The organism is Streptomyces sp. NBC_00354 (assembly GCF_036106915.1).
In the GTDB taxonomy this organism is placed as follows: Bacteria; Actinomycetota; Actinomycetes; order Streptomycetales; family Streptomycetaceae; genus Streptomyces.
This window is the reverse complement of record NZ_CP107983.1, coordinates 6,553,922-6,580,919: the sequence shown is the minus strand read 5'-3', so window position 1 is coordinate 6,580,919 and position 26,998 is coordinate 6,553,922. Positions and strand designations below refer to the sequence as shown.

At 71.9% G+C, this 26,998-nt stretch carries 26 protein-coding genes and 1 pseudogene; 7 read left to right on the top strand and 20 right to left on the bottom strand.

Going from position 1 to position 26,998, the window contains the following annotated elements; translation table 11 throughout:
• Positions 1-4: 4 nt before the first annotated feature.
• Positions 5-1,309 carry an HAD family hydrolase gene (locus tag OHT74_RS30175; protein WP_328621918.1) on the top strand — a complete coding sequence of 435 codons (1,305 nt, stop codon included), beginning with the start codon at positions 5-7 and terminating at the stop codon, positions 1,307-1,309.
• On the opposite strand, the gene OHT74_RS30170 is transcribed toward OHT74_RS30175, so the two are convergent.
• Together OHT74_RS30170 and OHT74_RS30165 are read right to left on the bottom strand one after the other, a co-directional pair.
• The gene (locus OHT74_RS30170; RefSeq protein WP_328621917.1) at positions 1,306-2,514 is read right to left on the bottom strand and encodes an amino acid deaminase/aldolase; all 1,209 of its coding nucleotides are present in this window, start codon (positions 2,512-2,514) and stop codon (positions 1,306-1,308) included. The genes OHT74_RS30175 and OHT74_RS30170 overlap by 4 nt on opposite strands.
• 116 nt (positions 2,515-2,630) lie before the next feature.
• Positions 2,631-3,569, bottom strand: coding sequence for a LysR family transcriptional regulator (locus OHT74_RS30165; protein ID WP_266668658.1), 939 nt, complete (start codon positions 3,567-3,569; stop codon positions 2,631-2,633).
• 70 nt (positions 3,570-3,639) lie between these two features.
• Between OHT74_RS30165 and OHT74_RS30160 the strand changes: the two genes are divergently transcribed.
• Positions 3,640-4,761, top strand: coding sequence for a TDT family transporter (locus OHT74_RS30160; protein WP_399245584.1), 1,122 nt, complete (start codon positions 3,640-3,642; stop codon positions 4,759-4,761).
• Here the strand turns inward: OHT74_RS30160 and OHT74_RS30155 are convergent.
• Together OHT74_RS30155 and OHT74_RS30150 are read right to left on the bottom strand one after the other, a co-directional pair.
• Positions 4,758-5,480: a helical backbone metal receptor gene (locus OHT74_RS30155; protein WP_328621916.1), complete on the bottom strand. Its 723-nt coding sequence runs from the start codon at positions 5,478-5,480 to the stop codon at positions 4,758-4,760. The genes OHT74_RS30160 and OHT74_RS30155 overlap by 4 nt on opposite strands.
• A 5-nt stretch (positions 5,481-5,485) precedes the next feature.
• Entirely contained in the window at positions 5,486-6,097 is a 612-nt protein-coding gene (locus OHT74_RS30150; RefSeq protein ID WP_051832331.1) for a helix-turn-helix domain-containing protein, read from the bottom strand.
• Between the two features lie 259 nt (positions 6,098-6,356).
• On the opposite strand from OHT74_RS30150, the gene OHT74_RS30145 reads away from it, so the two are divergent.
• The 4 genes from OHT74_RS30145 (at position 6,357) to OHT74_RS30130 (ending at position 10,845) form a co-directional block, all read left to right on the top strand.
• Entirely contained in the window at positions 6,357-7,262 is a 906-nt protein-coding gene (locus OHT74_RS30145) for a 5'-3' exonuclease (protein WP_328623427.1), read from the top strand.
• A gap of 50 nt (positions 7,263-7,312) precedes the next feature.
• Positions 7,313-8,146, top strand: a complete 834-nt coding sequence (locus tag OHT74_RS30140) for a siderophore-interacting protein (protein ID WP_328621915.1) — start codon at positions 7,313-7,315, stop codon at positions 8,144-8,146.
• Between the two features lie 175 nt (positions 8,147-8,321).
• Positions 8,322-9,866: a serine hydrolase gene (locus tag OHT74_RS30135; RefSeq protein ID WP_328621914.1), complete on the top strand. Its 1,545-nt coding sequence runs from the start codon at positions 8,322-8,324 to the stop codon at positions 9,864-9,866.
• A 19-nt stretch (positions 9,867-9,885) separates the two neighbouring features.
• Positions 9,886-10,845 carry an RluA family pseudouridine synthase gene (locus OHT74_RS30130; RefSeq protein ID WP_328621913.1) on the top strand — a complete coding sequence of 320 codons (960 nt, stop codon included), beginning with the start codon at positions 9,886-9,888 and terminating at the stop codon, positions 10,843-10,845.
• Positions 10,846-10,940: 95 nt separating this feature from the next.
• Here the strand turns inward: OHT74_RS30130 and OHT74_RS30125 are convergent.
• From OHT74_RS30125 to OHT74_RS30065, 13 genes and pseudogenes are all read right to left on the bottom strand, one after another.
• Positions 10,941-11,129, bottom strand: a pseudogene (locus OHT74_RS30125) (helix-turn-helix domain-containing protein); the annotation flags it as partial.
• Between the two features lie 90 nt (positions 11,130-11,219).
• Positions 11,220-14,072: a DEAD/DEAH box helicase gene (locus tag OHT74_RS30120; RefSeq protein WP_266668648.1), complete on the bottom strand. Its 2,853-nt coding sequence runs from the start codon at positions 14,070-14,072 to the stop codon at positions 11,220-11,222.
• 69 nt (positions 14,073-14,141) lie between these two features.
• Positions 14,142-15,053: a diacylglycerol kinase gene (locus OHT74_RS30115; RefSeq protein ID WP_266668646.1), complete on the bottom strand. Its 912-nt coding sequence runs from the start codon at positions 15,051-15,053 to the stop codon at positions 14,142-14,144.
• Between the two features lie 17 nt (positions 15,054-15,070).
• On the bottom strand, positions 15,071-16,036 hold the full coding sequence (tatC, locus tag OHT74_RS30110; protein ID WP_266668644.1) for a twin-arginine translocase subunit TatC: 966 nt from the start codon (positions 16,034-16,036) through the stop codon (positions 15,071-15,073).
• Between the two features lie 73 nt (positions 16,037-16,109).
• Positions 16,110-16,406 carry a Sec-independent protein translocase subunit TatA gene (gene tatA / locus OHT74_RS30105; RefSeq protein ID WP_266668642.1) on the bottom strand — a complete coding sequence of 99 codons (297 nt, stop codon included), beginning with the start codon at positions 16,404-16,406 and terminating at the stop codon, positions 16,110-16,112.
• A gap of 204 nt (positions 16,407-16,610) precedes the next feature.
• A complete protein-coding gene (locus tag OHT74_RS30100; protein ID WP_266668640.1) occupies positions 16,611-16,811 on the bottom strand; it encodes a hypothetical protein in 201 nt (66 codons plus the stop codon).
• 27 nt (positions 16,812-16,838) lie between these two features.
• Positions 16,839-17,111, bottom strand: a complete 273-nt coding sequence (locus OHT74_RS30095) for a hypothetical protein (RefSeq protein ID WP_323139669.1) — start codon at positions 17,109-17,111, stop codon at positions 16,839-16,841.
• A gap of 149 nt (positions 17,112-17,260) precedes the next feature.
• Positions 17,261-18,229, bottom strand: coding sequence for a helix-turn-helix transcriptional regulator (locus tag OHT74_RS30090; protein WP_328621912.1), 969 nt, complete (start codon positions 18,227-18,229; stop codon positions 17,261-17,263).
• Between the two features lie 155 nt (positions 18,230-18,384).
• On the bottom strand, positions 18,385-19,341 hold the full coding sequence (locus OHT74_RS30085; protein ID WP_266668631.1) for a helix-turn-helix transcriptional regulator: 957 nt from the start codon (positions 19,339-19,341) through the stop codon (positions 18,385-18,387).
• A 170-nt stretch (positions 19,342-19,511) separates the two neighbouring features.
• The gene (locus OHT74_RS30080; protein ID WP_030294343.1) at positions 19,512-19,889 is read right to left on the bottom strand and encodes an FKBP-type peptidyl-prolyl cis-trans isomerase; all 378 of its coding nucleotides are present in this window, start codon (positions 19,887-19,889) and stop codon (positions 19,512-19,514) included.
• Positions 19,890-19,931: 42 nt separating this feature from the next.
• A complete protein-coding gene (locus tag OHT74_RS30075; protein WP_266668629.1) occupies positions 19,932-20,870 on the bottom strand; it encodes an FKBP-type peptidyl-prolyl cis-trans isomerase in 939 nt (312 codons plus the stop codon).
• 103 nt (positions 20,871-20,973) lie between these two features.
• The gene (pafA, locus tag OHT74_RS30070) at positions 20,974-22,335 is read right to left on the bottom strand and encodes a Pup--protein ligase (protein WP_030157196.1); all 1,362 of its coding nucleotides are present in this window, start codon (positions 22,333-22,335) and stop codon (positions 20,974-20,976) included.
• Positions 22,336-22,393: 58 nt separating this feature from the next.
• Positions 22,394-23,680: an MFS transporter gene (locus tag OHT74_RS30065; RefSeq protein ID WP_266668627.1), complete on the bottom strand. Its 1,287-nt coding sequence runs from the start codon at positions 23,678-23,680 to the stop codon at positions 22,394-22,396.
• Between the two features lie 137 nt (positions 23,681-23,817).
• Between OHT74_RS30065 and OHT74_RS30060 the strand changes: the two genes are divergently transcribed.
• Positions 23,818-24,813: a LacI family DNA-binding transcriptional regulator gene (locus tag OHT74_RS30060; RefSeq protein WP_328621911.1), complete on the top strand. Its 996-nt coding sequence runs from the start codon at positions 23,818-23,820 to the stop codon at positions 24,811-24,813.
• A 53-nt stretch (positions 24,814-24,866) separates the two neighbouring features.
• On the opposite strand, the gene prcA is transcribed toward OHT74_RS30060, so the two are convergent.
• Genes prcA through OHT74_RS30045 form a run of 3 tightly spaced genes read right to left on the bottom strand, consistent with a single transcriptional unit; the run spans position 24,867 to position 26,743 of the window.
• A complete protein-coding gene (gene prcA / locus OHT74_RS30055; RefSeq protein WP_266668623.1) occupies positions 24,867-25,634 on the bottom strand; it encodes a proteasome subunit alpha in 768 nt (255 codons plus the stop codon).
• 45 nt (positions 25,635-25,679) lie between these two features.
• Positions 25,680-26,519: a proteasome subunit beta gene (gene prcB / locus OHT74_RS30050; protein ID WP_266668621.1), complete on the bottom strand. Its 840-nt coding sequence runs from the start codon at positions 26,517-26,519 to the stop codon at positions 25,680-25,682.
• Complete coding sequence (locus OHT74_RS30045) at positions 26,471-26,743, bottom strand: endonuclease VII domain-containing protein (RefSeq protein ID WP_328623426.1); 273 nt, start codon at positions 26,741-26,743, stop codon at positions 26,471-26,473. Before OHT74_RS30045 ends, prcB begins: the two co-directional genes overlap by 49 nt.
• Positions 26,744-26,998: the final 255 nt, after the last annotated feature.

The following is a 26,998-nucleotide window of genomic DNA, read 5'->3' as shown; positions in this document are numbered from 1 at the left end:
CTCAGTGACCCCACGTAGCACGGCACGACGGCTCCAGGCCGTCGGCGCCGCCGTCGCGATCGCCGCCGGCACCCTCGTCGCCGCCGCGCCCGCCGCCCAGGCGGCCCGACCCGGCGCCCACTGCACCACCCCGCAGCTCGCGGCCGGCTGGTACGGGGACAACCAGGCCCGGCTCCAGCAGCTGATCGACCAGTACGGAAAGTGCAACCCGTACCGGCCGAGCCGCAACAAGCCGGTCGCCGTCTTCGACTGGGACAACACCGTCGTCAAGAACGACGTCGGTGACGCCACCATGTACTGGCTGCTGCGGAACGGCAAGATCCGCCGGCCGGCCGCCGGGGACTGGACCGCCACCAGCCGCTACCTCACCCCGGCCGCCGCCCAGGCCCTCGCCGATGCCTGCGGCGCCCTCGCCCGCCCCGGCGCCCCGCTGCCCACCGGCACCCCCGAGGGCGCGGGCTGCGCCGACGAGCTCGCCGCCGTCTACGGCACCGCCGCGACCCGCTCCGGCGCCGCCGCCTTCGCCGGCTGGGACCACCGCACCATCGAGCCCGCGTACGCCTGGCTGCCCCAGCTGATGCAGGGCTGGACCGCACGCGAGGTCCGCGGCTTCGCGGCCGCCGCGCAGGCCGAGAACCTGGCCGCGCCGGTCGGCGCCAAGCAGCAGGTCGGCACCGGTACCGCCACCGGCTGGGTCCGCTACTACGACCCGCAGAAGGACCTCATAGCCGGCCTGCAGAAGGCCGGCTTCGACGTCTGGATCAGCTCGGCCTCGCCGCAGCCGGTCGTCGAGGTGTGGGCCAAGGGCGTCGGCGTCGACGCGGACCACGTCATCGGCATCCGCAACACGACCACGTCCGGCGGGAAGCTCACCGCGCACCTGCAGGGCTGCGGGTCGGTGAAGGACGGCGCCGACACGATGATCACGTACATCGACGGCAAGCGCTGCTGGATCAACAAGGAGGTCTTCGGCGTGCGCGGCGCGGCCGCCGAGAAGGTCCAGCCGGCCGCCCGCCGCCAGGTGTTCGCCGCGGGCGACTCCGACACCGACATCTCGTTCCTGCGGGACGCGACCGCGCTGCGGCTGGTCGTGAACCGGAACAAGAACGAGCTGATGTGCCGTGCGTACGACAACAGCGACGGCAAGTGGATCGTGAACCCGATGTTCATCGAGCCGAAGAAGCAGAAGAGCGCGCCGTACCCGTGCTCGACCACGGGCTACGTCGACCACGACGGCACGGCGGGCCCCGTCCGCCGGGGCGACACGAGCGTCATCCCCGACCAGACGGACTCGGTGTTCGGGGGCTAGAGGAAGGTGCGGCCCTCGCCCCGATAGGTCGGGACGGTGGCCGTCACCCGGTCGCCCTCGATCAGGTGCAACGCGTCGAAGCGCTCGCACAGTTCCCCGGCCTTCGCGTGCCGGAACCAGACCCGGTCGCCGATCAGCAGATCGTCGGCCGGGCCGCCGAGCAGCGGGGTCTGCACCTCGCCGGCCCCCTCCTGCGGGTCGTAGCGCAGGCCCTGGGGGAGGTACGGGACCGGAAGCCGGTCCGCCCCGGCCGCGCCGGAGGCGGGGTAGCCGCCGCCGAGCACGGTGACCACGCCGACGCCGGGCCTGCGGACCACCGGCAGGGCGAAGAGCGCGGCGGGGCGGCCGCGGAAGGACGTGTAGTTGTCGAACAGCCGCGGTACGTAGAGCCCCGAGCCGGCGGCGATCTCCGTGACCGCGTCCTCGGCGGCGGTCTGCTGGACGCTGCCGGTGCCGCCGCCGTTGACGAACTCCAGGTCCGGGACGACCGCGCGGACGGCCCGTACGGCTTCGGCGCGGCGGGCCGCGAGCTCCTTGCGGGCGGTGGCCTGCATGAGCCGGATGGCGCGGGAGCGCAGCGGGCGCCCCGCGAGGGCGTCGCCGACGCCGGCGACGTGGCCCTCGTAGCCCATGATCCCGACGACGCGGAAGCCGGGCCGGGCGGAGACCGTACGGGCGAGGTCCGCGAGCGCGGCGGGATCGCGCAGCGGCGAACGCCGGGCGCCGACGCGGACCCTGCCGCCGAACAGGTGGAGCGCGGTGTCGAGTTCGAGGCAGACGCGGATCTCGTGCGTGCCGGCGCCGTCCCGGGAGTTGTCGATCAGCTCCAGCTGGGCGGGGTCGTCGACCATGACGGTGACGGCGGCGGCCAGCTTGGGGTCGCCCGCGAGCTCGGCGAACCCGGCTCGGTCGGCGGACGGATAGGCCAGCAGCACGTCCTCGAACCCCGACCGGGCCAGCCAGATCGATTCGGCGAGGGTGTACGACATGATCCCGCCGAACCCGGGCCGGGCGAGGACCCGTTCGAGGAGCGCGCGGCAGCGGACGGACTTGCTGGCGACGCGGATCGGCTTGCCGCCGGCCCGGCGGACGAGATCGTCCGCGTTGGCGTCGAACGCTGCGAGATCGACGATGGCCAGGGGCGCGTCGAGATGCGCGGTGGCCCGGTCGTAGCGGGCCCTGTCTCCACCGGCGGGAAGATTCATGGCGGCAGCCTGCCAGATGGTTTTACCGGTGGGTAGGGGTGTGCGGCCGAGGCCTGCGGCGCACTTCCGGGCCCGGGCGCCCGGGCCCCGGGCCCCCGCGGGCAGGGCCACAGCTGTCAGCGGCCGGAGGCCGTGGGGGTGGCTCGGGTCAGGGACAGGAGGTCGCGGGCCGGGCCCGCCGGCCTGGCGCCCACGGGCCAGACCGCCCGCAGTGCACGCCCCAGCGCCGCCCCCGACACCGGGACCTCGACCAGCCGCCGCGCCGCAAGCTCGTCCCCCAGCGCCAGCTCCGACAGCACGCACGGCCCCGCCCCGCTCACCGCCGCCGCCTTCACCGCCGTCGTCGACGCCAGCTCCAGCAGTGGCTCCGCCAGCCCCCCGCTCCCGGCCAGCGCAGCGTCCAGCACCTGCCGGGTCCCCGACCCCCACTCCCGAAGGATCAGCGGCGTCGCCGCCAGCTCCGCCGCCTCGACCCCCCGCGTCCGCCGCGCCCACGCATGCCCCGGGGCCACCGCCACCACCAGCCGGTCCTCCGCGATCACCGCCGAGTCCAGCCCCTCCGGCACCGACAGCCCCTCCACGAAGCCCAGGTCCGCCTCGTGCGCGAGCACCCGCTCCGCGACCACCGCCGAGTTCCCGGCGTGCAGCGACACCGCCGTCCCCGGCCGCTGCCCCCGCAGCGCGATCAGCCACCCCGGCAGCAGGTACTCCGCGATGGTCATGCTGGCGGCCACCCGCAGCCGCGAGTCGCGCCGCCCGCGCAGCGCCTGCGCCCCGGCGTCGAACGCCTCCGCCGCCTCCACCACCCGCCGCGCCCAGTCCGTGACGAGCGCCCCCTCCGCCGTCAGGGTCGACCCCCGCGGCGAACGGTCCACCAGCGCCACGCCCAGCCGGGTCTCCATCGCCCGGATCCGGCTGCTCGCGGCGGGCTGGGTGATGCCCATGCGCTTGGCCGCGCCGCTCAGGCTGCCGACCCGCGCCACCGCGAGCAGCAGCTCCAGCGCTCCCAGGTCCGGTACCCGGTGTGCCAGCGGAACCCACTCCTCGTTACCCATAAAGTCAGTTTATGACCTCATAGAGAGATGGCCTCTGCCGTCCGCCGGGCCCCGCGACGACGCTGGGTCCATGGCCACCACCCTCGTGCGACCCCACGAACACACTTCCCGGAACCCCCAGGCCCACAAGGCCTTCCCGGCGCTCCGTCACCTCGGCCCCAACTGGTACGCGTCTGTCATGGGCACGGCGATCGTCGCCAACGCCGGCGCGACCCTCCCGTACCAGGTGCCCGGCCAGCGCGTGGCCTGCCAGATCGTCTGGGCGCTCTCCGCCGCGGCCCTCGCCCTCGTGCTCACCGCCCGCGCCGGCCACTGGCTCCACCACCGCGACCAGGCCCGCGCCCATCTCCTGGACCCCGCCGTGGCCCCGTTCTACGGGTGCCTCGCCATGGCCCTGCTGGCCGTCGGCGGCGGCACCCTCATCGTCGGCAAGGACCTGATCGGTGAGCCCGCAGCCGTCGCCGTCGACGCCGTGCTGTTCACCGCCGGCACCGCGATCGGCCTGGTCATGGCGGTGGTGGTGCCGTACCTGATGGTGGTCCGCCACAAGGTCGAGGCCGCGCAGGCCACCCCCGTGTGGCTGCTGCCCCTGGTCGCCCCCATGGTCTCCGCCGCCCTGGGCCCCCTGCTGATACCCCACCTGCCCGCCGGACAGCCCCGCGAGGCGCTGCTGCTGGCCTGCTACGCCATGTTCGGCATCAGCCTGCTCGCCACGCTGCTGATGCTGCCCCTGGTGTTCGGCCGGCTGATCATGAGCGGCCCGCTGCCCCTGCTGCTGACCCCCACGCTGTTCCTGGTCCTCGGCCCCCTCGGCCAGTCCACCACCGCGGTGAACCAGCTCGCCGACATGGCCCCCCAGGCGATCGGCGCCCCTTACGCCGGTGCGCTCGGCGCCTTCGCGGTCGTCTACGGCGTGCCCGTGATGGGGTTCGCCCTGCTGTGGCTGGCCCTCGCCGCCGCGATGCTGGTCCGGGCGGCCCGTAACGGCATGGGCTTCGCGATGACCTGGTGGGCGCTGACCTTCCCCGTCGGCACCTGCGTCACCGGCGCCGCCGGACTGGCCCGCCACACCGGCCTGACCGCGTTCGCCTGGCTCGCCGCCGCCCTGTTCCTGGCCCTGCTGACCGCCTGGCTCCTGGCCGCCGCCCACACCCTGCGCGGCCTGTTCACGGGCACCCTGCTGCCCCGCTAGCGGGCCGCGCGCAGGGCCGCCGCCAGGGTCGTCGGGGCCTCGGCCAGCGAGGGGCCGTACCAGGTGAGGTGGCGGCCGCTGATCAGGGCGGACGGGCGGTCCGGGAAGGCTTCCGGGCCGTCCTCGCGCGTGAAGCGGTACGGCTCGTCGGGGAGCACCACCAGATCGCAGTCGGCGGCGGCCAGCTCCTCCACCGGCACCCGCGGGTACCGCTCGCCGTGGCCGGCGTAGATGTTGCGCACGCCCAGCCGCGCCAGCAGATCGCCCGCGAAGGTGTCCCGGCCGAGCACCATCCAGGGCCGCCGCCACACCGGTACGAAGGCCCGGAGCGGGCCGGCCGGTTCCACCCGCGCCCATGCGGCCTCGGCCTCGTCCAGCCACTGCGGCCTCGCCAGCCCCAGGGCCCCCACCAGCACCCGGTCCAGCTCGGTCAGCGCCTGCGGCAGGTCCCGTACCTCGGTGACCAGCACCTCCACCCCGGCCGCCCGCAGCGCCGCCACGTCCGGGGCCCGGTTCTCCTCCTCGTTGGCGATCACCAGGTCCGGGCGCAGCGCCGTGATCCGCTCCACGTCGGGGTTCTTCGTACCCCCGATGCGCACCGCACCCCGCTCCCCGAGGTCCGCGGGGTGGGTGCACCAGTCGGTCACCCCGACGAGCAGCCCGGGAGCGCTCACCTCGACCGCCTCGGTCAGCGACGGCACCAGCGAGACGACCCGCATCCGGCTCAGCGCCCGGGCGAGGGCGGCTCGGAGGTCGCGTGGATGTGCTCCCCGACCGCCACGACCAGGAGCCGGGTGTCCTCGGAAACGGCCCGCCAGCGGTGCCGTACGCCGCCGGACAGGAACAGCGCGTCCCCGCTCTCCAGCCGGTACGCCCGCCCCTCGGCCTCCACCTGGCAGGCGCCCGAGACCACGTACATCAGCTCGTCGTTGCGGTGCTGGTACTCGCGGCCGGCGTCCTGGTCCCCGGTGAACTCCAGTGCGTGCAGCTGGTGGTGTCCGCGTACCAGGGGGCGCACGCCCGGGACCGGTGTGAGCCCGGATTCGTCGCCGGCCCGTACGAGGTCGACCGTGCGCGCGGTGTCGGACGCGGCCAGCAGTTCCACGGCCGTGGTCTCCAGCGCGTCCGCGACCCGCTCGAGGGACCGCATGCTGGGCCGGGCCCGTTCGTTCTCTATCTGGCTCAGGAAGGGCACCGACAGCCCGCTGCGCGCCGATACGGCGGCGAGGGTGAGGTGCAGCGCCCGGCGCCGCTTGCGCACGGCCACACCCACCCGGAGCGGTTCCTTGGCGTCCTTGTCCCGTTCCTTGTCGTCCGAGCCGTCCCTGTCGTCCATGGCGGGGCTGCCCTCCCCTTGTCTGGTCCGTCGGCGTACGTCGGCGTCCGTCTCACATCGGTGTGCTGTAAGCACCTTACGCAGCAACCGCCTCCGGTTTCGCGTGCAAGAGCCGACCAGGGTACGCCCCGGGTGAAACTCCCGTGCCATGTCCGATCGCTCTTGCGGCCACTTTCCGTGCCCCCGGCCGTAACCGTCCGCCGCGGGCGCACGTGAGGGTTGCGGCATCATCGTCACCGTGACGACGACTCGACGCCTGATGCTGCTGGACACCGCCTCCCTCTACTACCGCGCGTACTTTGGCGTGCCGGACTCCGTGAAGGCCCCGGACGGCACCCCCGTCAACGCGGTGCGCGGGCTGCTCGACTTCATCGGGCGCCTGGTCCAGGACCACCGCCCCGACGACCTCGTGGCGTGCATGGACGCCGACTGGCGCCCGCACTGGCGGGTGGAGCTGATCCCCTCCTACAAGGCCCACCGGGTCGCGGAGGAGACCGAGTCCGGACCGGACGTGGAGGAGACCCCCGACACCCTGGCCCCGCAGGTGCCGATCATCGAGGCGGCGCTGGACGCGTTCGGGATCGCCCGGGTGGGGGTCGCCGGGTACGAGGCCGACGACGTGATCGGCACGCTGACGGCGCGCGCCACCGGCCCGGTGGACATCGTCACCGGCGACCGGGACCTCTACCAGCTGGTGGACGACGCCCGGCAGCGCCGCGTGCTGTACCCGCTCAAGGGGGTCGGCACGCTGCAGGTGACAGACGAGGCCTGGCTGCGCGAGAAGTACGGGGTGGACGGCCCCGGCTACGCGGACCTCGCCCTGCTGCGCGGGGACCCGAGCGACGGGCTGCCCGGGGTCCCGGGGATCGGCGAGAAGACGGCGGCGAAGCTGCTGGACGCGTACGGCACGCTGGCCGGGATCATCGCGGCGATCGACGACCCGAAGTCGAAGCTGACCCCCACCCAGCGCAAGCGGCTGGACGAGTCCCGGCCCTATCTGGCGGTCGCTCCGAAGGTGGTCCAGGTGGCCTCGGACGTCCCCCTTCCTGCGTTCGACCCCGCCCTGCCGGCGGTGCCCGCGCAGCCGGAACTCGTCGATGCGCTGGCGCGCCGGTGGGGTCTCGGCGGGGCGGTGTCGCGTCTCAGGAGCGCGCTCCGCCCTTGAGGTGCTAACTTAGGTAATCCTAAGTTTCAGGGGAGCAAGGGGATAACGCCGTGGCAGAAGGACGCGCCCGCAAGATCGGCACTGCAGTCGTCGTGCGCACAGAGCGGCTGACGCCGCACATGGTGCGCGTGGTGCTGGGTGGCGCCGGACTGGTCCGATTCAGTGCGGGCGAGTTCACCGACCATTACATCAAGCTGCTGTTCGCGCCCGAGGGTGTCACCTACCCCTCGCCGTGGGACCTGGACCGGATCCGCGCGGAGTACGCGCGTGAGGCGTGGCCCCGCCAGCGCGCGTACACGGTCCGGTCGTGGGACCCGGCGCACCTGGAGCTGACGCTCGACTTCGTCGTCCACGGCGACGAGGGCCTGGCCGGCCCCTGGGCCGCGCGCGCCCAGCCGGGCGAACTGGTGCGCTTCCTCGGCCCCGGCGGCGCCTACGCGCCGGACCCGACGGCCGACTGGCACCTGCTGGTGGGCGACGAGAGCGCACTGCCGGCGATCGGGGCCGCCATGGACCGGATGCCGGTGGGTGCGCGGGTGCACGCGTTGGTGGAGGTCGAGAGCCCCGAGGACGAGCAGAAGATCGCCACCCCCGACGGCATCGTCCCGATCTGGCTGCACCGCGGCACCCGCCCGGTCGGCGAGACCCTGGTCGAGGCGGTCCGGGCCCTCGAGTTCCCCTCCCGCGACGTCCACGCCTTCGTCCACGGCGAGGCGGGCTTCGTGAAGGACCTGCGCCGCCACCTCCGCCTGGAGCGGGGCATCCCCAAGGAACGACTGTCGATCTCCGGCTACTGGCGGCTCGGCGAGACGGACGAGGGCTGGCGCGCGATCAAGGGCGACTGGAACGCCCGGGTCCTGGCCGAACAGGAATCCGCGGCGTAACCGCACCGCGGGCCCGGCCCGGGCACCGCCCCCGCCCCGTCTCCGGGGCACACCCCGCGGGTACCCGGCCCCGCCGACACGGCCGGGGCCCGTCCCCCCGCGGTTCCCGACCCGCCGGGCGGCTCTCCCGCCGCTCCGAGCAGCGGGGTCACCCTTTCGGCGTGACAATGTGGGCATGCGTACGCTCCGCATGTTCGGCGCAGCCGGAGCCGCCACCGTCCTCACGGCAACGGCGGTAGCCGGCGCGCACGCCGCGCCCAGCCCGCCGCCCGCGCCCAAGCCGCAGATCACCGACGCGGAAGTGGACAAGGCGCTCGCGCGCCTGCCCGGGTTCGTCACCGGTGTCATGCACAGCACCGGGGTCCCCGGGGCCGCCGTCGCCGTCGTCCACGACGACAAGGTCGTCTACCTCAAGGGCTTCGGCGTCCGCCGCACCGACGCCCCCGGCGCCATCGGCCCCGACACCGTCTTCCAGGTCGCGTCCGTCTCCAAACCGATTTCCTCCACGGTGGTGGCCGGCGCCCTCAAGGACCCCGCCGACTGGAACGGCCGCACCGAACTCCCCGGCTTCGCGCTGAAGGACCCCTGGGTCACCGGCCACGTCACCACCGCCGACCTCTTCTCGCACCGCAGCGGCCTCCCCGACCACGCCGGGGACCTCCTCGAAGACCTCGGCTACGACCAGGCGTACATCCTCGACCACCTCCGCCTGGAGCCTCTCACCCCCTTCCGCGCGAGCTACAACTACACCAACTTCGGCCTCACCGCCGCCGCCGAGGCCGTCGCCCGGCAGAAGGGCACGACCTGGGAGAAGCTCAGCCAGGACACCCTGTTCAAGCCCGCCGGGATGACGCACACCAGCACCGAGTTCTCGGCCTTCATCAACGCCCCCGACCACGCGGCCACCCACGTCAAGAACCCGGACGGGACCTGGTCGCCCCGCTTCGTGCGCGACCCCGACGCCCAGGCACCGGCCGGCGGCGTGAGCTCCACCGCCACCGACATGGCCCGCTGGCTGCGCCTCCAGCTCGCCGGCGGCACCCTCGACGGGAGGCGGATCATTCCCGCCGATACCCTGGCGGCCACGCGCCTGCCGCACATCGTGTCGCAGGCGCCGACCCCGCCCCTGGACCACACCGGCTTTTACGGGCTCGGCTGGAACGTCTCGTACGACGATGCGGGCCGGCTGCGCCTGAGCCACTCCGGCGGCTTCGAACTCGGCGCCAACACCAACGTCACGCTGCTCCCGCTGGAGAAGCTCGGCATCGTCGTCCTCACCAACGGCGCCCCGGTCGGCATGGCCGACGCCATCGCGATGGACTTTTTCGACACCGCCGAGCACGGCGCGCCGACCACCGACTGGCTGCCCCTCTTCGCCGAGCTGTACGCCCAGCAACTCGGCCCCGGCCCCTCCGCCACCGACTACGCGCACCCGCCCGCGGGCGCGAAGCCGGCCCGCGCCGACAGCGCGTACACCGGCACCTACGTCAGCCCGTACTACGGGAAGCTGACCGTGACGGCGAACGAGGGAGGCGGCCTCACCCTGTCGCTGGGGCCCAAGCCGATGCGCTTCCCGCTCACCCACTACGACGGCGACACCTTCAGCTACATGACCGCCGGCGAGAACGCGGTCGGCCGCACCGGGGTGATCTTCAAGGACGGCACGGTCCGCATCGAGTACCTGGACGCCACCCACCTGGGCACCTTCACCAGGCAGTAGCCACCTAGCCTGTTACCCGATGAGACGCAGAGCCCAGGCACCCCCCTCGCCCCTCCCCCAGATCGCCGGCATCGACCCGGTCCGGCTGCGGCTGCCCGCCGACCCCGACGGGCAGTGGCCCGACCTCGGCGGTTACCTCGCCGCGCGCTACGCCGGCACCCGCGGCGCCGAGTCCATCGCTCACCTGCTGCGCACCGGGCGGGTGTTCGGCCCCGGCGGGCGGGTCCTGCGTCCGCAGGACCCGTACGAGGCGGGCGCCTACGTCTGGTTCCACCGGGACCTGGAGCCGGAGCCGCTCGTGCCGTTCCCGATCCGGGTCGTCCACCGGGACGCGCACCTGCTGGTGGTGGACAAGCCGCACTTCCTGGCGACCACCCCGCGCGGCAGCCACATCACGCAGACCGCACTGGCCCGGCTCCGCGCCGAGCTCGACCTGCCCGAGCTCAGCCCGGCGCACCGGCTGGACCGGATGACCGCGGGACTGGTGATGTTCAGCATCCGCCCCGAGGACCGCGGCGCGTACCAGCTGCTGTTCCAGGAGCGTCAGGTCCACAAGGAGTACGAGGCCCTCGCCCGCCACGACCCGGCCGTCGCCCTCCCCCGCACGGTCCGCAGCCACATCGAGAAGATCCGCGGGGTCATGGCCGCAGCCGAGATCCCGGGCGCCGAACCGAACGCCGAGAGCCTGGTCGAACTCCTCGGCGCCAAGGGGGAACTGGGCCGCTACCGGCTGATCCCGCACACCGGCCGCACCCACCAGCTGCGGGTGCACATGAACGGCCTGGGCCTGCCGATCCTCGGCGACCCGGTGTACCCGCAGGTCACCGACCCGGCCCCGGACGACTACCGCAGGCCCCTGCAACTCCTGGCCCGCTCGGTGTCGTTCACCGACCCGGTGACCGGCACCCCGCGCCGCTTCGAGAGCGGCCTGTCCCTCCAGGCCTGGGAAGACTTCGCGGGCTGGGAAACCGGAACCTAGGTCGTCACGCCCCCGGCGGCTCCCGCAACCCCCGAAACCCCCGCGACCCGCAGCGCCGCGTCGGCGGTGGCCTCCGCGAAGGCCGCCACCGGCCGGGTGGCCTGACGCATTCCGGCTCGTTCGGCCACCGTCCGCGTGGTGGTGGCCGCGTACCCCCGGACGGTGAACAGCTCGGCCGCCGCGCAGAGGAGTTCCTCGCGCGGCGGCCGGCCGCTCGCCGGCCGCAGCCGATCGGCACGCGGCCGGCCGACCCGTCTCGGCCTTTCGGCCGCTCCCCCGGTCATGGGGCGATCGTCGCACGGGACACCCCCGACGTGATCATGGCAAGAGATGAGATCCGGCCATGCCCCCTTCGGAGGAAGCCCCAAAAGCGCCTAGCCGACCGAGCTGTAAGCCACTACACCCCGAAGCAGTGCGTCCACGGCCTTGCGGGCATTGCGTGCGACCGTGCTGCCGCCCTGCGAGGAGGGCGGGGCAGAGGACGCCGGAGCCGCGGCCGCGATCTGGCCCAGCACGTCGATGACCTGCTTGCACCAGCGCACGAAGTCGCCGGCCGGCATCTCCGCCTCGCGCAGCACCTCGTCCAGGCTCTTGTCGGAGGCCCACTGGTACGCCGCCCACGCGAAGCCCAGATCCGGCTCGCGCTGGCCCACGCCCTCCGCCTGGTTGATGCGGTGCTCCTCCTCCAGCGCGTCGAGCCGGCCCCAGATCCGGACCATCTCACCCAGCGCCGCCTTCGCTGCGCCGCCCGGCACCTTCGGCGCCACCGCGTCGTCGGACTGCCGCGCCTCGAACACCAACGCCGAGACACAGGCGGCCAGTTCGGCCGGGGTCAGGCCTTCCCAGACCCCGGCGCGCAGGCACTCCGACGCCAGCAGGTCGAGCTCCCCGTACAGCCGGGCGAGCCGCTTGCCGTGCACGGTGACCTCGTCCTCGCGCAGGTAGTCCAGCTCGGTGAGCAGCGCGTGGATCCGGTCGAAGGTGCGGGCGATCGTGTTCGTCCGGCCCTCGATACGGCGTTCCAGCTGCTGGGTGTCCCGCTTGAGCCGGTGGTAGCGCTCCGCCCAGCGGGCGTGGTCCTCGCGCTCGTCGCAGCCGTGGCAGGGGTGCGCCCGCAGCTCGGCGCGCAGCCGGGTGATCTCGCGGTCGTCGGCTGCGGCGGCCCGGCCGCGGCCCCGGCGCTCCGGCGTGATGTGCCCGGCCTTGGCCCGCAGCTGGGACGCCAGGTCCCGACGGGACTGCGGCGAGCGCGCGTTGAAGGTCTTGGGGATCCGCATCCGCTCGACGGCCTCGACCGGGACCGGGAAGTCGATCGCGGCGAGCCGCTTGACCTGCCGCTCCGCGGTGAGCACGAGCGGGCGCGGGCCCTCGGCGTACTCGTACCCGCGGTGCCCGTTGACCCGCCCGGCCGGCACGCCCGGGTCCAGGACCAGGGCGAGCCCGGCGAACTTGCCGGTCGGCACGTGGATGATGTCGCCCGGCTTGAGCTTCTCCAGCGAACTCGCCGCCTGCACCCGGCGCTGGGCCGCGCCCTGCTTGGCCAGGTCCGTCTCACGGTCCTTGAGGTCGCGGCGCAGCTGCGCGTACTCCTCGAAGTTCCCGAGGTGGCAGGTCATGCCCTCCCGGTAGCCGTCCAGGCCCTCCTCGTTGCGCTGCACCTGCCGGGAGATCCCGACGACCGAGCGGTCGGCCTGGAACTGCGCGAAGGAGGTCTCCAGCAGCTCGCGCGAGCGGTGCCGCCCGAACTGCTGGACCAGGTTCACGGCCATGTTGTACGAGGGCCTGAAGCTGGAGCGCAGCGGATACGTACGGGTACCGGCGAGCCCGGCGAGCGCCGCCGGGTCCATCCCCCGCTGCCACAGCACCACGGCGTGGCCCTCGACGTCGATGCCGCGGCGCCCGGCCCGGCCGGTGAGCTGCGTGTACTCGCCGGGGGTGATGTCGGCGTGCTGCTCGCCGTTCCACTTGACCAGCTTCTCCAGGATCACCGTGCGCGCGGGCATGTTGATGCCCAGCGCCAGGGTCTCGGTGGCGAAGACGGCCTTGACCAGGCCCCGGACGAACAGCTCCTCCACCACCTCCTTGAAGGTGGGCAGCATGCCGGCGTGGTGCGCGGCGATGCCCCGCTCCAGGCCCTCCAGCCACTCGTAGTACCCCAGGACGTGCAGGTCCTCGGCGGGGATGGAGGCGGTCCGCGCCTCGACGATCTCGCGCACCTTCAGCCGGGCGGAGTCGTCGTTGAGCCGCAGGCCCGCGAACAGGCACTGCTGGACGGCGGCCTCACAGCCGGCCCGGCTGAAGATGAAGTTGATCGCGGGCAGCAGCCCGTCGCCGTCGAGGCGGGCGATGACCTCGGGGCGGGCGGGGGTCCAGATCCGGCCGCGGGAGCGCCGCTCGCGCTCGCGGTCCGCCTCGCGGACCATCTTGCCGCGCCGCCGGTCCTTCGGGCTGTACGTGCGGGTGTTCTCCTCGCGCGCCATGCGCAGCAGGTCGGGGTTGACCTCGCGGCGCGCGGAGCCGCGGCCTCCGTGGTCGGACTCCTCCTCGAAGAGGTCGTAGATCCGGCGGCCGGCCATGACGTGCTGCCACAGCGGGACGGGCCGCTCCTCGGAGACGATCACCTCGGTGTCGCCGCGCACGGTGTCGAGCCAGTCGCCGAACTCCTCGGCGTTGGACACGGTGGCCGACAGGGACACCAGCGTCACCGACTCGGGGAGGTGGATGATCACTTCCTCCCAGACGGCTCCGCGGAACCGGTCGGAAAGGTAGTGCACCTCGTCCATCACGACGTACCCGAGGCCGAGCAGCGACTGCGAGCCCGCGTAGAGCATGTTGCGGAGCACCTCGGTGGTCATCACGACCACGGGCGCCTCGGAGTTGACGCTGTTGTCGCCGGTCAGCAGGCCCACCTTGTCGGCGCCGTAGCGCTTGACGAGGTCGGCGTACTTCTGGTTCGACAGGGCCTTGATCGGCGTCGTGTAGAAGCACTTGCGGCCCTGCTGCAGGGCAAGGTGCACGGCGAACTCGCCGACGATGGTCTTGCCGGAGCCGGTGGGGGCGGCGACCAGCACGCCCTTGCCGGCCTCCAGTGCCTTGCAGGCGTCGACCTGGTACGGATCCAGGTCGAATTCGTACATCTCGCGGAAGGGGGCCAGGGAGGAGGCCTCTTCGGCGGCGCGGATCCGGGCAGCGGCGTACCGCTCGGCGGGTGAGAGTTCTTCGGTCATCTTGTTCTCGAGCCTACCCGCCGCCCCTGACAACAGTCGCGATCATTTATATGGACCGCGCAGCCTTCGCTACGACAGCAGCCGCAGGGCCCCCGGGACGCAATCGGCGCTCACCGGCAGCGGTCCCAGCGGTTCGCCGTCCGCGTACGCGGTGATCCCGGCGGCCTCCAGCGTGATCTTCGCGGCCCGGTGGACGGTGACCTTCGGGTGGCTCAGGTGCGTCCCCTTGTAGACCTGCGGGAACACCTTCAGCAGAGTGGCCCGGCTGCAGTCGCCCACGACCACGATGTCGAAGAGCCCGTCGTCCGGGACGGCGTCCGCGCAGATGCGCATGCCGCCGCCGTACGAGGATCCGTTGCCGACGGCCACCAGCGTGGCCTCGGTCTCGATCACCGGACCGTCGTCGAGGGTGATCCGGTACGGGAACGGCCGGAACGCGGCCAGCTCGGCGAGCATCGCCAGGTCGTACTTGAACCGGCCCGCCGGCAGCCGCATCCGGTTGCCGCGGTCGTTGACCCGCGAGTCGAAGCCGGAGCACAGCACGGTCCCGTACCAGGTCCCGCCGCCGGCCCCGGCGCCCGCCCGGTACACCCGCCCGAGGTCGATCTCGCGGATCCGGCCCTCCTTGAGGGCCTCGGCGGCCAGCCGCCCCGCCTGCGCGGGCTCCCCCACGGGCAGCCCCATGGCCCGGGCGAAGTCGTTCCCCGTGCCCACCGCGACCACCCCGAGCGGCACCAGCGTCCCGGCCAGGGCCTGCAGGGCCAGCGACACCACGCCGTCGCCGCCGACGGCGATCACCGCCCCGGTGCCCTCGCGCACGGCGGTGCGCAGCCGGGCCAGGGCGTCCTGGGCATCGGCGCCGAGGACCGTCCGTACGGAGAATCCGGCGGCCCGGAGCGCGGAAGCGGCCGGCTGCGCGGCGTGCGCGCCCCGGCCGCGTCCCGCGGTGGGATTGACGAGGAGGGTGATCTCAGCGCTCACGCACCGGAATGTACCTGTCAGGTCGCGTCGTCGTAACCGTTGATCTGCCTGCGGCCGCCGTCGGCCTGCTCGGGCAGGGCGGTCGGGGCCTGGACGGACTCCAGCTCACCGATCGGCGCGGGCGTGAGGTCGAGCTCCGCCGCCTCGTCGTCGTCGAGCAGCGCGTCGGGGTTCCCGCGGCGCCGCCTGCGGTCGTTGACCAGGCAGATCCCGAGTGCGACGAAGTAGAGGGCGATGATCGGCGCGGCCAGCGACAGCATGGTCAGCGGGTCGCCGGTGGGCGTGGCGAACGCAGCGAAGATCGTGATGCCCAGCACCATGGCCCGCCACCAGCTCGCCAGCCGCTTCGCGGTGAGGACCCCGGTGAAGTTCAGCAGGATCAGCAGCAGCGGCAGCTCGAAGGCGAGGCCGAAGACGACGACCATGCGCGTGACCAGGTCGAGGTAGTCGTCGACCGGGAGCAGGTTGCGCGCGTTGTCGGGGGTGAATTCGAGGAGGATCTGCGCGGTCTTCGGCAGAAGCTTGTACGCGAGTACCGCACCGGCGCCGAACAGCGGAGCGCCTACGGCGACGAAGGCCGTCGCGTAGCGCTTCTCGTGCTTGTGCAGGCCGGGGGCGACGAAGGCCCAGAGCTGGTAGAGCCACACCGGCGCCGAGAGCACCACGCCGGCGGTGAGCGAGACCTTGAGGGCGATCGAGAACGGGGCGATGAGGCCGTTCACGGTCATGTCGGCGCAGGGCCGGCCGTTGCGCTGCGAAACCACGCCGTCGGTGCAGCCGACGGAGTCCAGCATCGGCTTCAGCATGAAGTCGATGAGGTTCTTGTAGTAGAAAGCCGCCACGACGGTGATCACGAGGATCGCCAGGACCGACTTCAGCAGGCGGTTTCTCAGCTCACGCAGGTGCTCGACAAGAGGCATCCGCCCTTCGGCGTCCTTCTCCTGCTTGCTTTGCTTCTCCTGCTTGCGGGCAGACTTGAGCAACCCACGTCCCTTGTCTCGTTGCAGATGACCGGCGTGATCGCGACCGCGGACCGGCAGCCCGGCGGCCGGGCGATCAGCCCTGGGTGGTGTGGTTCGGCTCGTTGACGGGGCGCGAGCCGGTCACGTCGCCGGGAGCGGCCTTGATGGTGCGCGGGGCGGTCGCCTGCTGCGGGGTCTGGTCGGCGACCGTCGCGGCGGTGCCGGCGTCGTCGGCCGCACCGTCGTTCTTCATGGCCTTGGCCTCGCTCTTGAGGATGCGGGCCGACTTGCCGAGGGAGCGGGCCATCTCGGGGAGCTTCTTCGCACCGAACAGCAGCACGATGACAGCGATGATCAGAAGGATCTCGAGGGGCTTCATATTGCCGATCATGTGTGTCTTCCTTCTCACCGAAACGGCTGGTTGTGGTGTCGGCGGCCGCGGACCGTGGTCCGTGACCGCTCAAGAAAGGATCGTAACCCCCGGGGGTTAACGCCCGGCAATCCCCCGGGGTATCGCGCCTTGCGTGCGTGTCCGACCGACGGTACGGGTCCCGTGCCGCACTTTCCATACGCGTGCGGGCCGCAGACCTGCGGGTCAGACCCCGGCTGCGCCGCCCGCGCGCGCCAGATCCGCGGCCGCGCGCTCCAGGTCCGCCGAGGCGTCCGCGATCCGGCGGCTGGCCCGCGCGACCTGGCCGGACAGCCGCCGCACCTCCACGTGGACCCGCACGGCGAGGACGGCGAGGACGGCGAGCCCGAGGAAACCCAGGGCGATTGCGAGCATCGGCCACAGCATGGGGTCGAGCCTAGGCCACCGGCCGCCTCAGATGCTGCGCAGGGTGCTCACGCCGCCACCGGTCAGCAGTTCCACGATGCGCTCGCCGGCCGGTTTTCTCACGGAGGCCCCGCACTCGGGACAGGTGAACGAGTAGAACGTGGTCCGCCGGCTGCCGCCGATCACCAGCCGCAGGGACCCCGCGTCCAGCTCGAAGCGGGCGCGGCAGTCGGAACAGGCCGCCTTGAAGGAGACCGGTCCGACCGTGGCCGACCGCCCCGGCGATCCTGCGGCAGCTTGCACACCCCGTGGCCCAGACATTGGCGACATCGCTCGGCGCTCCCCTCAGCCCACTCGTTCCGTACGGCACGGCTTCCGTACGGCACAGCCTCCGTGCGGTACGGGTTGCGTGCGGCACGGCTTCCCACGGCACGGCCCCGCACCCGCGCGGCCCCGCCGCTTTCCCTCGGTCAGCCCTGTTCCCCGTACCCGGCGAGGGCCTGACGGGCCGCCTGCCGCGCGCTGTCCGCCAGCTCCACGGGCGCCACGATCCGGCCCTCGCGGCCCAGCCGCAGCGCGAGGCGGCGCAGCGAGGCCGGGTCCGGGCTGCGCAGCGTGATCCGCAGGCCGCCCTCGGACAGCTCCTCGGCGCTGTCGTGCGGGTAGTACTCGGCGACCCAGCGGCCGCCCGGCCCGACCTCGACCACGACCTCCGGGTCCTCGGCGGCCGGCTGGACGAGCCCTTCGGACAGGTCGCGCGGCTCGATGGCGGGCGGCTCGGCCCGCTCGTCCAGCAGCCGGATCTCGGCGACCCGGTCGAGGCGGAAGGTGCGCCGGGCCTCCGAGAGGTGACACCAGCCCTCCATGTACGTGTGGCCCACCGCGAAGAGCCGGATCGGGTCGACCTTGCGCTCGGTCAGCTCGTCCCGGGCCGGCGAGTAGTAGCGCAGCCACAGCCGGCGGCGCTCCGCGATGGCCCGGTCGACGTCCGCGAAGACCCCGCCCTCCGCCTCGAAGGTCACCGACAGCCGGGAGCTGGCCCCGGCCGCCTCGCCCGCGGCCGCCTCCAGCTTCGCGGTGGCCCGCAGCAGCGCGTCCCTGTCGCTCTCGCGCAGCCCCGGCAGCGTGGCCACGGCGCGGGCGGCGACCAGCAGCGCGGTCGCCTCGTCGGCGGCGAGGCGCAGCGGCTCGGCGGTGGACTCCCCCGACGCGTCGGGGTTGCGCCACCAGATGCGCTCCCCGTCGGTGTCGATGTCGAGCAGGTCCCCGCCGCGGAAGCTGGTCCCGCACATGGGCAGCACGTCGAGGTCCGAGATCAGCTCGTCCTCGGTGATCCCGAAGGCGCGGGCGACGTCGGCGACGTGCGCCCCGGGGCGCTCGCGCAGGTACGTCACCAGGGACAGCATCCGGCGGGTCTGGTCGATGGCGTTGGCAGCCATGCTGGTACGTCTCCCCCTCAGGGCACGTCTTGCGAACGGTGCGGTGGTGCGGTCTGTGCGATGGGTGCGGATCGTGCGGCGGCCGCGACGGCTCCGGCCTGTCGGATCCGGCCCGCCCGGTCCGGTGTGCCCGGTCCGGGTGTGCCGGGTCGGTCTCAGCCCTTGGCCACGGCGCGCAGCCGGTCCACGACGTCCGCCCGCAGGTCGGCGGGCTCCACGACCACCACGTCCGGCCCGAACTCGACCAGCCAGGCGTCCAGCCCGTGCCCGTACGGGATCTCCAGCTCGTCCCAGCCGTCCCCGCGCTCGCGCACGGCGGTGGCCTTGGCCCGCAGCGGGTACCCGGCGCCGGCCCGCAGCCGGATCAGCGCGGAGCGGTCCGCGCTCTCCCCGGCCCAGCTGGCCACGGTCTCCCGTACGGTGACCACGTCCGGGACCTCGGCGGTGTACTTGGCCGCCCGGGACTTGACCTTGCCGGTGATCCGGGAGAGCCGGAACACCCGCTCCGCCCCGCGGTCGCGGTCGTAGCCGGCCAGGTACCAGTGGCCGCGCCAGCACTCCAGCGCCCACGGCTCGACCTGGCGGGTCTCGGGGCGCGCGGCGGTGGACTTGCGGTAGTCGAAGACCACCGGCCGGCGGTCGCGGCAGGCCAGCATCAGCGGTTCGAACGCCGCCTCGTGGACCGGGATGCGCGGCTCGATGGCGCTGTGCTGGCCCTCGTACGGGTCCCCCGCCTCCGGCATCCCGCCCGCGCGCAGCTTCTGCAGGGCGCCGCTGGCCGCTCCGGCGAGGCGCGCCTGCTGCCAGACCTTGGCCGCGAGCCCGAGGGCGGCGGCCTCCTCGGCGTCCAGCGAGACGGGCGGCAGCCGGTTGCTGTCGCGGCGGGCGAGGTAGCCGGTCTCGCCCTCCAGGTTCTCCACCGTCTCGATGACCAGGCCGAGTTCACGCAGATCGTCCTTGTCCCGCTCGAACATGCGGTTGAAGGACTCGTCGTTGCCGGCCTCCATGTACGCCTCGATGGAACCGCGCAGCTCTCGCTTGCTCAGCGGCCGACGGGTCCCCAGCAGACACAGCGCCAGATTCATCAGCCGCTCGGCCTTGGCAATCGCCATCGACGCCCTTCCGCCCTTCTCCGCTTACAAGTTGCCCGACGTGCACGGCACGCCGGACACGTACGACGCACACGTCCGTGACCGTTGACCGTACCGCCCCGGCGGGCCCCGGCAAAAGCGAGGGCCCCCGCCTCACGGCGGGGGCCCTTCACCGATCACGGCTTGCCGGATCAGACACCCATCAGGTCGCAGACGAAGATCAGCGTCTCGCCCGGCTTGATGGCCGGGGTCGGGCTCTGGTCGCCGTACGCGAGGTGGGCGGGGATCGTCAGCTTGCGACGGCCGCCGACCTTCATGCCCTGGACACCCTTGTCCCAGCCGGCGATGACCTGGCCGATGCCCAGGATGAACTGCAGCGGGGCGCCGCGGTTCCAGGACGCGTCGAACTCCTCACCGGTGGAGAAGGCCACGCCCACGTAGTGGACGGAGACCTTGTTGCCGGCCGTGGCCTCGGCGCCGTCGCCCTCCCAGATGTCCTCGATGACGAGGTCGGCCGGGACCGGGCCCTCGGGGAAGTCGATCTCGGGCTTCTCGAGCTGGTTGCTCACGGAACTGCTCCTCAAAAACGAATCAGGTCAACTGGGACAGTCTTACATCACGGCGAGGATGTCGAGGCTGAAGACCAGCGTCGAGTTCGCCGGGATGGTGCCCTGCTCCTTGTCGCCGAACCCCTGGTCCGGCGGGATGACCAGCAGGATGCGGCTGCCGACCTTCTTGCCGAGCAGGCCGTCCTTGAGGCCCTTCACCGAGAGCTGGTCCATCGGCCACGTCACCGTCTGGTCGGTGGCGTACGTGCTTTCGAAGGTCTTGTCGTCCTTCCACGTCTTGCCGTTGAACTTGACGACGACGCTGTCGGTGTCCTTGACGGCCGGGCCGTCACCCTCCAGCACGTAGTTCGAGACGAGCTTGGCCGGCGGCGTGGTGTCCTTCGGAACGGTCACGGAGACTTCCTTGCCGTCCGTGTTCGTACCGATCTTCGGCAGGTCCTTGTTGTCCTGCGCGACCTCCTTGCCCGTGGCCGAGGCCGGGACCGAGGTGCCCTTGACGATGTCCACGACGAAGACCAGCGTGGCATTCGGCTTGATCTTGTCGCCGGAGCCCTTCTCGCCGTAGCCGAGGTCCGGCGGGATCACCAGCTCGACGCGGCTGCCGACCTTCTTGCCCTCGAGGCCCTGGTCCCAGCCCTTGATGACCATCCCTGCACCGACGGTCACCTCGAACGGCTTGCCCTTGCCGAAGCTCTGGTCGAACGGCTCCTTGCCGTCCCACACCTGGCCGTAGTAGTTGACCTGGGCGACATCGCCCTTCTTCAGCGCCGGGCCGTTGCCCTCGCTGATGGTCACCACCTTCAGCTCCTTCGGCGGGTCGCCCTTGCCCTTGGACAGGGTCGGGGTCTCACCGAACTTGGCACCCTTGGTGATCGCGGGCGCCCCGTTCTTCATCTCGGCGGAGTCGGAGCCGCTGTCGCCACATGCTGCTGTCGACAGCAGCAGAAGGGGTACGACAAGCAGGCCGGCAAGTCGGCGCACAGGTTCCTCAGATCTCAGACGGCTGGCGGTCGTCGCCACTCTAAGGCGTGCAGAGGGCCCCGTACGAGATCCGTACGGGGCCCCGGCTGAGATCAGCGCGATGTCACATCCCGGCGATCAGCTTCTCCACCCGGTCGTCCACCGACCGGAACGGGTCCTTGCACAGCACGGTCCGCTGCGCCTGGTCGTTGAGCTTGAGGTGCACCCAGTCCACCGTGAAGTCCCGCCGCTGCTCCTGCGCCCGGCGGATGAAATCGCCGCGCAGCCGCGCCCGCGTGGTCTGCGGAGGCACCGACTTGCCCTCGAAGATCTTCAGGTCGTTGCAGATCCGCGCCGCCTGCCCCTTGCGCTCCAGCAGGTAGTACAGCCCGCGCCGGCGGTGGATGTCGTGGTACGCGAGGTCTATCTGAGCCACCCGCGGGTTCGACATGGTCATGCCGTGCTTGGCCCGGTACCGCTCGATCAGCTGGTACTTCATGACCCAGTCGATCTCGGTCCCGATCCGGTCCAGGTCCTCGGCATCGATCGCGTCGAGGGTGCGGCCCCACAGCTCCAGCACCTGGTCCACCGTGCCGGTACGGATCCCCCGGCGCTCGGCGAAGTCCACGGCCTTGTCGTAGTACTCGCGCTGGATCTCCAGCGCCGAGGCCTCGCGACCGCTCGCGAGGCGCACCTTGCGCTGGCCCGTGATGTCGTGGCTGACCTCGCGGATCGCCCGGATGGGGTTCTCCAGGGTCAGGTCCCGCATCACCGTGCCCGCCTCGATCATGCGCAGCACCAGATCGGTGGCCCCGACCTTGAGCAGCATGGTCGTCTCGGACATGTTCGAGTCCCCGACGATCACGTGCAGGCGGCGGTACCGCTCGGCGTCCGCGTGCGGCTCGTCCCGCGTGTTGATGATCGGCCGGGACCGGGTCGTCGCGGAGCTGACGCCCTCCCAGATGTGCTCGGCCCGCTGGCTCACGCAGTACACAGCACCCCGAGGGGTCTGCAGCACCTTGCCCGCGCCGCAGATCAGCTGCCGCGTGACAAGGAACGGAATGAGGATGTCCGCCAGGCGGGAGAATTCTCCGTGCCGGGCCACGAGATAGTTCTCGTGACAGCCGTACGAGTTGCCGGCCGAGTCGGTGTTGTTCTTGAAGAGATAGACGTCGCCCGCGATTCCCTCCTCGTGCAGGCGGCGTTCGGCATCGACGAGCAGGCCTTCGAGAATGCGCTCGCCCGCCTTGTCGTGCGTGACCAGTTCCGTCACGTTGTCGCATTCGGGAGTTGCATATTCCGGATGCGAACCCACGTCGAGGTACAGACGGGCGCCGTTCCGCAGGAAGACATTGCTGCTGCGGCCCCATGACACAACACGGCGGAAGAGGTAGCGCGCCACTTCGTCAGGAGACAGTCGGCGCTGTCCCCTGAACGTGCACGTGACGCCGTACTCGTTCTCCAGCCCGAAAATGCGGCGGTCCATGACTGAACATTACGCCTTCTGCACTGTTCTGAAACCGGGTTCGTGAACGCCGTTTCGATCAGTTGTCGACAAGCCGCCCGACCGGACCCCCCGCCGGGCCCTCGACCACGGCCCCGCCCGCACCCTCGGCCACCGCCGACACCGAGCCCGTCACCGTACAGGTCCGGCCCGGAGCAGCCAGGATGCGCTGAGTCACCGTCAGAACCAGCAGCGCCGCCGCACCCGCGACACTCGCCACGCCGAACCCCGTCGCCGTACCGCCCAGTTCCACCGCCGGCCCGGCCGCAGCCGTACCGATCGCCGCACCCACCCCGAAGAACGTCACCAGCCACGAGAACGCCTCCGTCACCGTCCCCGCCGGAGCATGCCGGTCCACCACGATGAACGCACACGCCAGCGCAGGCGCCAGGAACACACCCGCCAGCGCCGCCAGCGCCGTCATCGCCACCGGGCCCGGAACCAGCATCAGCGGCAGATAGCACACCGCCAGCAGCGCAACCAGCAGCCGCAGCCGCCGCTCCGGCGCACCCGACCACTGCCGCGCCCCGTACGCCACCCCGCCGAACAGCGCACCCAGCCCCAGCGCCGCCATCAGCCAGCCGTACACCGCCTGGTTCCCGTGGTCGTCCGCGTACGCCACACCCGCCACCGTGATCGAACCCAGCGCCATACCCACGAAGAAGAACGAACCCAGCAGCGCCAGCAGCCCCCGCGAACGCAGCGCACCCAGCCAGTGGGCCTCACGCGGCGCCGAACGCCACGTACGCGAAGGCTCCGACACCACGACGGACAGCGCCCCCAGCACACCGATCGCATTGATCACCAGCAGCGCGCCCGCCGGATCCCACAACGCCACGCACAGCGTCACCAACAGCGGCCCCACCGTGAACATGACCTCCTGGGCCACCGCGTCCATCGCGTACGCGGCGTGCACCCGCTCCTCCTTGCCACCGAGCACACCCGGCCACAGCGCCCGCAGCCCGCCCTCCAGCGGCGGCGTGAACAGCCCCGCCACGACCACGGCCCCGTACGCGGCCCCCGCCGACCCGGTACCCGCCACCGCCAGCCACACCATGCCCAGCGCCGAGACCACGGCCGCCGGCAGCTGCACCCGCGGCTGCCCGAACACGTCCACAGCTCGGCCCAGCAGCGGCTGACCCACCGCGTTCGCCAGCCCGTACACGGCCGCCAGAGCACCCGCCAGGCTGTAGCTGCCGCCCTCGGCACGCGTGAACAGCACGATCGCGATCGGCCCCGTGCCGTTCGGCAGCCGGCCTATGAGCGTGCCCACCAGCAGCCTCGCGGCGTGCCGGGTCCTGAGCAGCTCCGCGTATCCCGCGGCCATGTCCGCCCCCTTCCGCCCGGAACCAGCGCCGGGGTAATACGTATAACGTGACCCGTCATACGTACCATGGCCACACCACGGGGGTCCACCCGAACAACCGCCGCACCCCCGCCGACCTCGCACTACAGGAGCGCCGTGTGACGAGACCCACCAGCCGGGACGTGGCCACCGCCGCCGGGGTCTCCCAGGCCACCGTCTCCCTCGTCCTCGGCGACAAATGGCGCGGCCGCGTCTCCGAACGCACCGCCGGCCTGGTCCGCGAAGCCGCCACGACCCTCGGCTACCGCCCCAACCTCGCCGCCCGCAACCTCCGCCTCGGCTCCACCCGCACCGCCCTCCTCGTCGTCCCCGCCCTCACCAACGAGTTCTTCGCCCGCGTCTACACCGGCGCCGCCCGCATCGCCGCCGAACACGGCTTCGGCGTCGTCCTCTACCCCTCCCCCGACGGCACCGGCCCCGCCCGCGACCCCTTCGCCTCCGCCCGCGCCGCCCTCGACGGAGTCATCGCCTCCTCCATGGCCGCCCACACCCTCGACGCCATCGCCGACGCCACACTCCCCCTCGTCATGCTCGACAGCGACCCCACCGCCGGCCGCGCCGCCGCCCACGTCAACCTCGCCATGGCCGACGGCATGCGCCAGACCACCGAACACCTCCTCACCCTCGGCCACCGCCGCTTCCTCCACCTCGCCTCCGCCGTCGACTCCTGGACCTTCGACATCCGCGCCGAAGCCCTCGCCGCCCTCCTGAAGCCCCACGCCGAGCTGCGCACCGTACGGGCCCCGCTCACCGTCACCGACGCCCGTACAGCCATGGAGGCCGCCCTGGCAGCCCCCGAGGGCCGGCCCACCGCCATCGTCTGCGACGACGACATCCTGGCCGCCGGCACCTGCAAGGCCGCCCGCCGCCTCGGCCTGCGCATCCCCGAAGACCTCTCCGTCACCGGCTTCGACGACCTCGCCCTCGCCACCGCCGTCGAACCCGAGCTCACCACCGTCCACCTCCCCGCCGAACGCGTCGGCGAACAGGGCATGGCCGCCCTCCTCGCCGTCCTCGAAGGCACCCCCTGGACCGCCCCCGACATCCCGGTCGACCTCATCGTCCGCGCCTCCACCGGCCCCGCCCCCGCCTGAAAACACGAAAACGCCCCCGGCCACAAGGCCGGGGGCGTCAAACGCGCGCGGATCTACTCCTCGGACTCATCCTCGGGAGCCTCATCGTTCGACACGGCATCCGCCTGCACGGCCGCCGTGACATCCGCCTCCAGCAACCGCGAAAGCTGCCGGCCCCGGATCCGCTTGAACTTCCGCTGCTGAGCCCGCGTCCGGTCCAGCACCGCAACCTCCAGCCGCTCCGCCGGAATCGCCTTGTCCGCACCGTTCGCCTGGCTCGACAGCGCCTGCACCGCCAGCTTCAGCGCCTCGGACAACGTCATCCCGTCCCGGTGACGCTGATCCAGATACGTACTGATCTGCTCGGCATTGCCACCGACGGCGACCGAACCGTGCTCGTCCACGATCGAACCGTCGTGCGGCAGCCGGTAGATCTGGTCACCCGCGGCCGTCGCACCCACCTCGGCCACCACCAACTCCACCTCGTACGGCTTCTCACCGGCAGAGGAGAAGATCGTGCCCAGCGTCTGCGCGTACACGTTGGCCAGCCCACGGGCCGTCACATCGTCACGGTCGTACGTGTATCCACGCAGATCCGCGTAACGCACACCACCGATCCGCAGGTTCTCGTACTCGTTGTACTTGCCGGCGGCCGCGAAGCCGATCCGGTCGTAGATCTCGCTGAACTTGTGCAGCGCACGGGACGGGTTCTCGCCGACGAACACGATGCCGTCGGCGTACTGAATCACGACAAGGCTGCGACCGCGGGCGATGCCCTTCCGGGCGTATTCCGCCCGGTCGGCCATGGCCTGCTGGGGTGAGACGTAGAACGGAGTCGACACCGGCTGTCCGTCCCTTTCTTCTGGGTCCTACAGGACGACGGATGGTCAGAGCAGGGCGGCGCGCGGGCCGTCGGGCTGCTCCAGACGACGGTTGGTGACCGTACGGGCGAGCTCCTGCGACTCCTCGTCGCTGAGCCTGCGGAATCCCTCGTCCGTGATGACGGTGACGATCGGGTAGATGTGGCGGTACAGGTCCGGCCCACCGGTCGCCGAGTCGTCGTCGGCCGCGTCGTACAGCGCCTGCACGACGAGGGTGGTGGCCTGCTCCTCCGTCAGGTCGGGGCGGTACAGCTTCTTCATGGAGCCGCGCGCGAAGATCGAGCCGGAACCGGTGGCGGCGAAGCCGTGCTCCTCGGAGCGGCCGCCGGTCACGTCGTACGAGAAGATCCGGCCCTTCTCCTTGCCCTCGTCCCAGCCGGCGAACAGCGGCACGACCGCCAGCCCCTGCATGGCCATGCCCAGATTGCTCCGGATCATGGTGGAGAGCCGGTTCGCCTTGCCCTCGAGGGAGAGGGTCGCCCCCTCCACCTTCTCGAAGTGCTCCAGCTCCAGCTGGAACAGCTTCACCATCTCCACGGCCAGGCCGGCCGTACCGGCGATGCCCACCGCGGAGTACTCGTCGGCCGGGAACACCTTCTCGATGTCCCGCTGCGCGATCATGTTCCCCATGGTCGCCCGCCGGTCACCGGCGAGCACGACCCCGCCGGGGAAGGTGGTCGCCACGATGGTCGTCCCGTGCGGCGCCTCGACGACACCCTCGGGCAGCTTCCGGTTCCCCGGCAGCATCTCGGGCGAGTGCGCGCCCAGGAAGTCCATGAAGGACGACGACCCCGGCGTCAGGAAGGCTGCCGGTAGACGCCCTGTGCTACGAGTGTTGGGTTCCACAGGTTTCCTTCCACGTATGCGGCTGCACGCCGTATGACGTCCGGCCGATCCTTGAACTGCCCCAGTGCTGCGTTACAGCTGAAGCACAGTACGCCCCGGACCTTACCCGTCTGATGATCGTGATCAACGTGCTCTGCCGGAGCATCCCGGCAGAGCAGACAGACCCCGCCTTGAGCGGCGATCATCTCGTCACGCTCGGCCTCAGTGATGCCGTACTTTCGCATGAAGTAACTCGCCCTGTTGCGCTGCGCCCGACACGACCGGCAATAGCTGGACCATCCATCGGACGTGGTCTTGTTCGCTTCCCATTCCGAGTACGGCTTGATTTCCTCGCACTGAGGACACCGCTTGTGGCCGGACGGCACGACCACCTTCACCCGCACCGTCCGTCCCTTCGCCTCTTGGCGCGCCTTGTAGTACTCCGCCGAGCACGTGCGGCAATAGGCCTGTAAGCCGTCTGACGTCGAGCGGTTGCTCGC